This is a genomic window from Kurthia gibsonii, from assembly GCF_006539985.1.
GTDB lineage: Bacteria > Bacillota > Bacilli > Bacillales_A > Planococcaceae > Kurthia > Kurthia gibsonii.
Genome location: NZ_BJOB01000067.1, coordinates 1 through 8,718 on the forward strand (window position 1 = coordinate 1; position 8,718 = coordinate 8,718).

The 8,718-nt window shown below is 40.2% G+C and carries 6 protein-coding genes; 1 reads left to right on the forward strand and 5 read right to left on the reverse strand.

Translation table 11 applies throughout. The features are described from left to right. Positions 1-502: 502 nt before the first annotated feature. The 5 genes from KGI01_RS12765 to KGI01_RS12785 all read right to left on the reverse strand — a co-directional run bounded on the left by KGI01_RS12765 (position 503) and on the right by KGI01_RS12785 (position 7,573). Entirely contained in the window at positions 503-1,954 is a 1,452-nt protein-coding gene (locus tag KGI01_RS12765) for a nuclease domain-containing protein (protein ID WP_141274999.1), read from the reverse strand. After that, a complete protein-coding gene (locus KGI01_RS12770; protein ID WP_141275000.1) occupies positions 1,938-3,692 on the reverse strand; it encodes an McrB family protein in 1,755 nt (584 codons plus the stop codon). Before KGI01_RS12770 ends, KGI01_RS12765 begins: the two co-directional genes overlap by 17 nt. Before the next feature lies 1 nt (position 3,693). Further along, positions 3,694-4,899 (reverse strand): hypothetical protein, encoded by a 1,206-nt coding sequence (locus tag KGI01_RS12775; RefSeq protein ID WP_141275001.1) that lies wholly within the window; start codon positions 4,897-4,899, stop codon positions 3,694-3,696. 971 nt (positions 4,900-5,870) lie between these two features. After that, positions 5,871-7,316, reverse strand: coding sequence for a sodium/pantothenate symporter (gene panF, locus KGI01_RS12780; protein WP_141275002.1), 1,446 nt, complete (start codon positions 7,314-7,316; stop codon positions 5,871-5,873). Further along, entirely contained in the window at positions 7,316-7,573 is a 258-nt protein-coding gene (locus KGI01_RS12785) for a YhdT family protein (RefSeq protein WP_068455689.1), read from the reverse strand. The genes panF and KGI01_RS12785 overlap by 1 nt, the downstream gene beginning before the upstream one ends. A 130-nt stretch (positions 7,574-7,703) precedes the next feature. On the opposite strand from KGI01_RS12785, the gene KGI01_RS12790 reads away from it, so the two are divergent. Continuing rightward, complete coding sequence (locus KGI01_RS12790) at positions 7,704-8,636, forward strand: LysR family transcriptional regulator (protein ID WP_141275003.1); 933 nt, start codon at positions 7,704-7,706, stop codon at positions 8,634-8,636. The last annotated feature ends 82 nt before the right edge of the window (positions 8,637-8,718 follow it).

Genomic DNA, 8,718 nt, shown 5'->3' on the forward strand with positions numbered 1-8,718 from the left:
TTTCAACAGAGATGTTTCCCTTTCAGTGGTGATGAAAATGGGTCATTCGCCCACAAAACCTAAATTGCTCCCTCTCCGTACTTTCTTCAAGGCTTTTGAGTAATAGAAGGGGACTTGAATTGACTAGGTTTGTGTGAATTCGAACATTCGACCGGCGAAACGGGTCATTCGCTAAAGTGTTCGGGGCACTCGCTCCCTGATTCGGGACATTCGAGGGCAAAAATGGGGCACTCGCCCAAAAGACTAAATTGCTCCCTCCCCGCACTTTCTTCAAGGCTTTTGAGTAATAAAAGGGGACTTGAATTGACTAGGCTTGTGTGAATTCGAACATTCGACCGTCCAAACGGGTCATTCGATGAAGCTGTTGGGGCACTCGCCCATCGATTCAGGTCATTCACCCGTCCAAACGGGACATTCGAGGGCGAAATTGGGGCACTCAACTCGTGAAACGGGTCACTCACTCACGCACTCACTCCACACAAACATAAAAAACATGCTCATTTCACATCGTTTGTACGATGGATTCGAGCATGCATTTAAATGATTCATTTTGACTACCGGGTTGTAGTGTATGCAATTGAAGCGGGTAACCTTCGATAGTTTCTTGATGAGTTGTTGTATAAGGTGTTACCGCCCATACTTGTTTGACTGGTGCTACATCGAGTAAGGGTTCTGCTACATTGTTTAGTTGCTGACTGTTTGAACGTGCCAGTGCATAAGCCGATAATTGTTTAAACATTGAATCTACCGGATCACTATATGCTACTTGTTCTGTCCATCTTTTTTCAAGATGGCGATATTTAAAGTCTATAATATGCGTACCTTTATAGATGCCTTTATGCCAAAAATCAATGCGACAATCCGGTGTATGATTGTGCCACGTGTAAAGAGGTTGCATTGGTGAAACTTTGCGCGCATCTCGTAGCAATGCATCTTCCCAGAATACACGAAGCACTGTATCTTCTTTTACAAGTTCGACATAATTTTGAGTATCATGGTCAAAAGTTACGTCTCCTTTTGAATTGTTCTTTAGCGTAAGTTCTGCATTTCGACTTGTATAACCTAGTTCTTTCAAGTATTCGATTACTTTTAAATAACCCCATACTTCGTAAATTTCAGCGCCACTTTTAGATTTTTGGACGGTTCCTCGAACAATCGGTTGATTCATTCGATTTTGTAAGATTTGACTGATTTCACGATAATAAGGATTGTACATTCCATCATTTGAATGAATATAATGGCTTGGTACGTCTACCGTTTGCATCCAATCTTGTTGTAAAAATTGACGAATACGTGTTGCTTCATATGGTGACACAATGGCTAAACTATTTTGCAATTGAATCTTCAGCATTTGATTAGCTGGTAAATTCCAATTCATCTTCTTTTTTTGTACGAGTTGGCGCTGCTCCTGAGGGTGACGCATCGCATAAAGCTGACTTCGCTGATTGATGCGCCCTCCTCTCTCCACCTCCTCCAATTCATAAATATGTGCCATTTGCTGAATTGGATGTTGCTGAATCTGATACAAAATATGGAAAAACTGTTCTGGCAGTGCATGTGTAAAAGCTTGTGTGTGCTGTGTAGAATAACCTTTTAAGAAAGCCTCAATTTCTTGCATCATCTGTTCATGTTCTGCGACAGATACACGTGGTTGAATTATAAAGCGGAAATAATACGTCTCACTCGCTATCTTCACACAACCTAGTTGCTCCCCTGGTAAAAAAGGATACGCTAGATTATGTTCATATTGATACAACACATGGACACCCGATGTAAAAGTATCCTCTAAACAATCAAATTGCACCGTCCCCTCACCAGAAAAAATACAGGTGAGTCTACGATTTTCAAGGAGTTGGATTGGTGCTTCAGTCACGCATTGTTCCATACTCGTATAACAAGGGATTTCGATACGGCGCTGATTCTCTTCAAAATATAACTTAAAGGGCGTATCCATAGTGAAGCAGCTCCTTCTCTTTCTGTTTCATCTTTTGTTTTGTTCGTTCAAAATGTGATAGGTGTCGATAATTTTCAAGTAATTGCATGAATTTTGAAGGTTTCTCAGTTTGTGAAAAACAAGCTTCAAATAATGGCTTAGGTCCACGTAACTTTGGTAAAACACGTGATACAATTTGCATATCAAGTGCATCCTCTCGTGTAAATGTCGCATCAAAATAAGCATTTCGCATATATTGATTCATCTGCTTCACTGTTCTCGGACCGAATAATACCGTATTCATCGCCTCACCCATTAGTTGCGATAGTTCCCATAAAAACGTTAATTCCTGTTCACTCAATTGCATATCATCTACAGAAGGCTGCAATTTTTGCAATGTATAAGCTGTCGGTTTAGCCACATTATCTACTTCAACCTTCTCCATTAATTTTGTAAAAGGCTCTACATCTAGCTCAATCAAATTCGCACGATCTAACACTTTGTCGCTTAATCGGTGCGTACTTTCATCAAAATTAACCGTTCCAACGAATACAATATTATGACCAATCGGCACTTGTGCAGGGAATTCATGTGCATTATTCACTGTAAATGCTTCTGAGTAAAGTTGAATAACGCGATGTGGATCACCCACTTCAAGTTCTAAAACAGATAAAAATTGTGAGAAATAATGTTCAATTTTTGCTAAATTCATCTCATCTAAACAAATCACATATGTTTTTTCAGGATGATGCGTCGCCTCTACTAATGTTTTGGCAATGCCTGTCATCGCTGGCATGTAACGCTGTTGTACTGTATCAACATATCCAAGTACATCTGTTTCATCTAACCAAGAAGGAGATACTGGGATCATACGCATTTGATCTTTTGATAAACCGAGCGTGCGTGTATAAGCATTTACTAACTGTGACTTTCCTGTACCGCTCATACCGCCTAATACGATTAACCCACCTGCTTTCATCGCCGTATGGAAATGATGTAAATCCTCTTTACGATAGTGCATATTTTCGCTTTTCAACTGATGATAAAAAATATCCATAAACTGTGCTTCCTGATCCGCTTCTTGTACAGGTGCCTGTTGACATAAATGTGCGACTAACTGTTGATCTTTTTCAGCAGAAATAAATGCGACATCATCAATTAAGTAATAGTCGGCTAGTTGCACCGCTGTTAATCGACTTACATGTAAATCACCTGCCAATTCATACATTTTCCCGCCATGCGCATGTCGCTGGTTTTGAATTGGTCCCATCGCATAAATCGAGCCATCAGATTTTTTAAATAAAATATGACTTGGTGTCTCAGCCGCATCATTTGACGTATGAGCATGTTGACCAACCATTTTACGATTTTGTAATTTTTCAATCAAATCTTCTAAAGAGCCATGCAGTGTTTCACTAAATACAGGAATTGCTGTATAAGATGTCGCAAGAATTTGTTCTTTTTGAGGACGCAATGTTAAATTAACCGCTTTATAATAACCTTTCGCTGCTTCTTCTAATTTAAAAATCACAACGCTCCCTTCTAAAAAGTCTTTCGCTTCTTGAATTCGCATGCCATCTACTTCAAAAGGGGCATCAAATAGTCCGACTTCCTCTAAATCAGTACCGTATGTGAAAATTTGCTGCTCAATCGACTTCCCAGACAACCCTTTTACTTCTAATTGCAATATATTCATTTGATTAATAAAAATATTATAATCATTAATTTTTCCTAATACATATACTTGTGCGTCTCTCATCTTATAATGCCTCCAAAGATTGTTTTAATTGTTGGAAATTTTGAATCACTTTCACATTCGGTTGGTTCAACATATCTGTTAACTGCATCACGTCACAACGTTCTTCATATACAAATGCTGCATCAACGAAAGGAATTTGTTTTAAAAATTCATTCGCTTCATGCTGTTCATAAAAATGATATGTTAATGCATAACGACTCAACAGCTTACTACGTGGATTACCTAAAATCGCAACTTCTTTTTGCTTCGTTTCGACTACCGACTTCACAACTTTCTGTGGCATCGTCGCAACATTGCTAGGTTTGTCCGGATCTAAAACAGACCACCCTTCTCCCTGTCCTGCTTGGTTTTCTCGCATTTTTTCACGAATACTTTGAACATCAATTTCTTCATGCATAACAGGTATTGGTGTTGGTTCAGGTTCTGGTGTTGGTACTTCAATTACTATCGGCTGCGTCATCTGTTCAATTTGAAGTTTTTCAATCTGCTTCATAAGCTCCTCTTTTTCTGCCATAACGCGTTCATAGCGTGCATCACTTTGTTGCTGATGTTGCAGCGTCAATTGGTCAAAAGCTTCTTGCAATGTCTGATGTGCTTTGCCCAATTCAAATTTTTCTTTTTTCAGTGCATCATGTTCTGTCTTCAACTCACGATAATTTTGTTTTAATGTATGTTGCTCGCTTTTCAACTGCTGCATTTGTTTAAGATATTTTTGTTTTTCTTTTTTCCATTGTTTCATTTGTCGATTTTCTTCGACTGGCTTTGCTACTTCTTCTTTTTTCGTTTCAATCACTTCAACCACTTCTTCCGGTCGATTTTCGTACGTCAGATAGGCTGCTTCATGAAACTGACAGAAGTAATATTGCAGTGCTAATTGTCGATGATTTTTTTCCCCGCTTGCTTCAAAAGCTTCTAAAATCTGTTGTTCTGTGATATCTTCCATTTGGTGCTCTGGTACATCTAACCAATCAAATAATTTTACTTTTTCTTTATTTTGATAAAATGTAAAAAGAAGTTTATTACTCTTTACTAATGTATTAATTTTTCTTTTTCGTACACTTGTATGCAGTGGCTTCACTCTATTTTTCTTTCTCACCATACCAACTTGTTTCTTCAAATCCAATACTGTCAAAAGATGATCCGGCGTCGCCTCATACATCCACTCTGTAAAATTTTTTTCTAACATTTGATTAATATCCATTACCATTTCCCTCACTCCATTTCATTTATTATCCTGAGTATAATAAATAAGGTGTGCATTTTTTTGTACATCATTCTGTTTTTTGGAAAAATTTATTTTTTTGAGATGGGCGTGGGTTGGGGCATTCGAAGGGCAGAATGGGATATTCACTCGTCGGTTCGGGACATTCGGAGAAGTGTTTGGGGCACTCGTTGTCTGGTTCGGGTCATTCGCCCCCTAGTTCGGGACATTCGATGAAGCTGTTGGGGGCACTCGCTCGTCGGTTCGGGTCATTCGGAGAAGTGTTTGGGGCACTCGCTCGTCGATTCGGGGCATTCGCCCGTCCAAACGGGACATTCGAGGGCGAAATTGGGGCACTCGCGCAAAAAGACTAAATTGCTCCCTCTCCGTACTTTCTTCAAGGCTTTTGAGTAATTCAAGAGGACTTCAGTTGACTAGGCTGGTGTGAATTCGAACATTCGTCTGACGAAACGGGACATTCGTTGAAGCTGTTGGGTCACTCGCTCCCTGATTCGGAACATTCGACCGTCCAAACGGGTCATTCGAGAGCGAAATTGGGGCATTCACCCGTCCAAACAGGACATTCGAGGGCGAAATTGGGGCACTCGCACAAAAGACTAAATTGCTCACTTTCCGTACTTTCTTCAAGGCTTTTGAGTAATAGAAGGGGACTTGAATTGACTAGGTTTGTGTGAATTCGAACATTCGACCGTCCAAACGGGTCATTCGAGGGCGAAATTGGGTCACTCGCACAAAAGACTAAATTGCTCCCTCTCCGTACTTTCTTCAAGGCTTTTGAGTAATAAAAGAGGACTTGAATTGACTAGGATTGGGTGAATTCGAACATTCGACCGTCCAAACGGGTCATTCGAGGGCGAAATTGGGTCACTCGCTCCCTGATTCGGAACATTCGACCAGCGAAACGAGGCACTCGCACAAAAAAAAGCAGTATGCAAAATCGCATGCTGCTTCAACTATTAGATATATTGTGGTGCTTCTTTGATTTTGTGATGTGTAAGTAGGCTGACAATCACGAATGTAATCAGACCGCATACAATTGGGAATGTAATACTGTGTACGCCAAAGATATTTGGTGAGAATTGGGTAATGGCGATATAGAGAACGACTCCGACAAGCATGGAAGCCATCGCGCCGAACTTATTCGCCTTCTTCCAATAGAGACCGAGAACGATTGGCCATACGAATACGGCTTCCAGTCCACCGAATGCAAATAGATTTAACCACACAATAATTTCAGGTGGATTTAGTGACATAATCACGACTAAAATCCCTACAACTGTTGTAATGATGAAACTCGTCTTTTTTACATGTTCATCACTTGAATCTGGCTTAATGTAATGTAGATAAATATCTTTTACGATTGTCGAACTCACCATCATGAGTAGTGCATTGACCGTCGACATAATCGCTGCCATTGGTGCAGCAAGTACAATTCCTGCGACGAATGGTGGTAGAACGTTCATCGTTAAAGCTGGCATCACTTTATCACCTAGCTCGATTCCTGGTAAAACTGCGCGACCGAAAATCCCAACTAAGTGCATGCCGAACATGATGGTTGCGATTCCAATTGTACCAATTAAGATGGCACGATGCATACCGCGTGAATTTTTATAACTCATTGCACGAACAGCGATTTGTGGTAGACCGATGACACCGACACCGACGAGAATCCAGAAGGACGACACGTAGGCTGGTGAATAGGCATGACCGACACCGAATGGCGATACGAGTTCCGCATTCTCTTTTACTAAATCACTCATAATATTGTCAATCCCGCCACCTGCGATGACTACACCGACTAATAGAATGATTGTACCAATGACCATGATCGTTCCTTGTAACGCATCCGTTAATGCAACTGCTCGGAAACCACCGATGACTACATAGACTAATACGACAACTGCGAAAATGAATAGCGCTGTTGTATATTTCATACCAGTTAGCGACTCAATTAGACGTGCGCCCCCTACCCACTGTGCGACCATCGAAGCGAATAAAAAAATAATAATGCTGATTGCTGATAAAATAACGACGGCGTTACTGTTGTAGCGTGCACGTAAAAAGTCGATAAGTGTAATCGATTTGAATTTGCGTGTAACAATTGCAAACTTTTTCCCTAAAATCATTAAGACAAAATAACCTGCTGGCAGCTGTGCAAGTGCAAGCAAAACCCAACCAAGCCCTGTATTATAGGCAACTCCTGGACCACTAATGAAAGATGAGGCACTTCCATATGTCGCCATCATCGTCATGGCTAGTAGGAACCCGCCCATTTCACGTCCACCTAAGAAATATTCAGATAGGAACGAATCTGATTTTGTAACAAATTTATTTGACCAAAAACCAATTCCAAAAATGATAATAACGAAAATGGCTAATGGCAGAATGACCGACCACTGCATTATTCTTCTTCCTCCTCAAAATCAACCTCTTTAAAGAAGAACTTGATTACAAAATAAATTAGGATAATCATAAACACCGTTCCTGCGATACAACTATAGAAGAACCATGCTGGGAAACCGAGAACATATGTATATTTTTCTGGATCGCCACTACCAAGCCCATACGCAAAACCGTACCAGATGGCGAAGTTGACGATCACAAGCCCAATCCCCATTAATGCTTCTCGATTCGCAATGCGATATCGATTATTTTTCATGTGGAAACACTCCTTTTTTTGAAAATGGAAAACGTTTTCTCTCAATTTAGTGTAAATAACTTTTTAGTTAATGTAAATTTCATTATAATTAACATTAATTCAGTATTCTTAAACTAAGGGGTAGTTTTCAATGACATTTGAACAATTAAAATACATTGTGACCGTAGAAAAATTCGGAACGTTAAAGGACGCAGCCGAACATCTACATATTACCTTGTCTGCACTCAGTCAAGGTTTGAACAAGATTGAAGCGGAACTCGGACTCACGCTATTCCAACGCAATCGCACAGGTTCGACGATTACAAAGGAAGGTCGCATTATTGTGGCGCAGGCGAAAAAAATCTTATTCGCACTCGACGATTTATACGAATCAGCTGAAGTTTTACAAAATAAATTAACAGGCACGTTAAAGGTCGCTTCCATCCCAGGCCCGTTCTTTCAACTTTTTGCGACAGCGCAGCAGATGAAATCTATCTACCCTGATATCAACATTCAAATTCGTGAACAAAACTCACAGACGATGTTGGAAGAATTGAAAAGCGAAAAAGTCGATATTGCCCTCGCTGTTTACAACCATGAAGATTTAGAAAAATACCCTGACCTCGCCTTTACGAAGATTCAAAACTGTGAGGTGTTCATTGTCGCACATAAAGATTCACCTGTCATTCAAGGAGGCAAGGTTGTGACGGAAGAACTCGGTGAACAACCTGTCATTCTATTCGACGATAAAATTGTGATTGCGACGATGAATGAGATGAAGCGTGTCTTCGGACGAAACGATATCGTTATTAGTGTGAATAACCCGCACATCGTTCAGCAATATGTGGAAGAAAATAAGGCGTACACGATTGGACTCGACTTAACCTTTAATCATTCGCAGCGATTCATGCAAGATATGTCATCTGTAAAAATCGACTTTTTAACAGAGATTCCAACAACGCATTCATTCGGTATTGTGACAAAATCGAGCCGCCATGAAACACAGTTAATGAAAGAATTTGCCTATCGCTTGAAGAAAGATTTCCAAGAACAGCAACCCAACTTAACCGAAACTTCATTGTAGTTAAGTTTCGGTTAAGTAAAAGTTTTCCAAGATGACAAGTGAAATGGGAAGTTGGTACATTCGAGGGCGCGGATTCCCTTTC